The sequence below is a fragment of the Mesorhizobium sp. M0848 genome, from assembly GCF_040319805.1.
Taxonomy (GTDB): Bacteria; Pseudomonadota; Alphaproteobacteria; order Rhizobiales; family Rhizobiaceae; genus Mesorhizobium.
The window spans coordinates 1-1,326 of the sequence record NZ_JAMYOM010000075.1; the positions used below are offsets into that span (position 1 = coordinate 1).

At 65.9% G+C, this 1,326-nt stretch carries 1 protein-coding gene; it reads right to left on the reverse strand.

Going from position 1 to position 1,326, the window contains the following annotated elements; all coding sequences use genetic code 11:
* The coding region (locus NKH95_RS33330) for an ABC transporter permease subunit (RefSeq protein WP_352761819.1) at window positions 1-1,150 on the reverse strand (1,150 nt) is incomplete at its 3' end.
* Window positions 1,151-1,326: the final 176 nt, after the last annotated feature.

A 1,326-nucleotide genomic window follows, 5' to 3' on the forward strand; every position in this document is an offset into this window, starting at 1 on the left:
GCACCGGAAGGCCCTTGACCTTGGTCAGCGACAGCATGACGTTTTCCAGGGCTGTGTGGTCGGGAAACAGGTTGAACTGCTGGAACACCATGCCGACACGCCGGCGCAGCTTTTCGGGCTTCATCGCCAGGATGCTCGCGCCATCGAGCAGCACGTCACCGCCCTTGGGCTCGACCAAGCGGTTAAGGCAGCGCAGCAAGGTCGACTTGCCCGACCCTGACGGACCGATGACGCAGGTGACCGTGCCCGGCTTGACCGTCAGGCTGACGCCCTTCAGGACATCGAGATCGCCATAGGCCATGTCGAGATTGGTGACGGCGAGACTACCACCCTTGAAGCGTGAAAGCGCCGAGCTGTCTTCAGGGCTGGCCTCGGAGAGCGGGCTGCCGACGGCGCTCTCCAGTTCGCTCACCTCGGCAAGGCCGCTGGTGACGAGGCCTGCCTTTTGCTTTCCGACCCGCAGCGAGTTGTCGATGTAATTAACCACGTGGGTCAACGGCACGGTGATCACGAGATAGAACACGCCGGCCAGCAGCAATGGCGACAGGTTTCCGGTGACCACCGCCTGGTCCTGACCGACGCGGAAAATCTCGCGCTCCGATGCGAGCAGACCGAGGAAGTAGACGAGGCTCGAATCCTTGACGTTGCCGATGAACTGGTTGACCAGCGCCGGCAGGACGCGGCGGATGCCCTGCGGGATGACGATCAGGCGCATGCCCTGCCCGTAGCTCATGCTGAGCGCCCGGCAGGCTTCCATTTGCCCGCGCTCGACGCTCTGGATGCCCGAGCGGAAGATTTCGCCGATATAGGCGCCGGCGATCAGGCTGAGGGCCAGAATGCCGAGCGGAAAGGGCGAAGGCCCAAAGATTTCACGGCCGATGCGCGCAAAGCCCTGGCCGATCAGAAGGATCGTGACGATCGCCGGAAGGCCACGGAAAATGTCCGTGTAGACCCGGGCCGGAATGCGCAGCCAGCGCGATTGCGAGATGCCCATGACTGCCAGGATCATGCCGAGCACGACACCCAGCACCGTGGATGCGGCCGCGAGGATCAAGGTGTTCTTCAATCCGATGGTGATCATGCTTGGCAGCACGTCCGCCATGGCTTGCCAGTCAAGGAAACTGCGCCGCAAGTTTTCAAGCCAGTTCATTCGGCCCCCTTTCGGTTGCGCTGTCCGCATCGTCCGACATCAAACGCGGCAGCGCGTGGTCCCGGGGCGGGGGCGCCCGCCGGCGGGCGGGGGGGGGGGGGGGGGTGGTGGGGGGGGGGGGGGGGGGGGGGGGGGGGGGGGCGCCGCGCCCCCGCGGGGGGGGGGGGGGGGCGGGG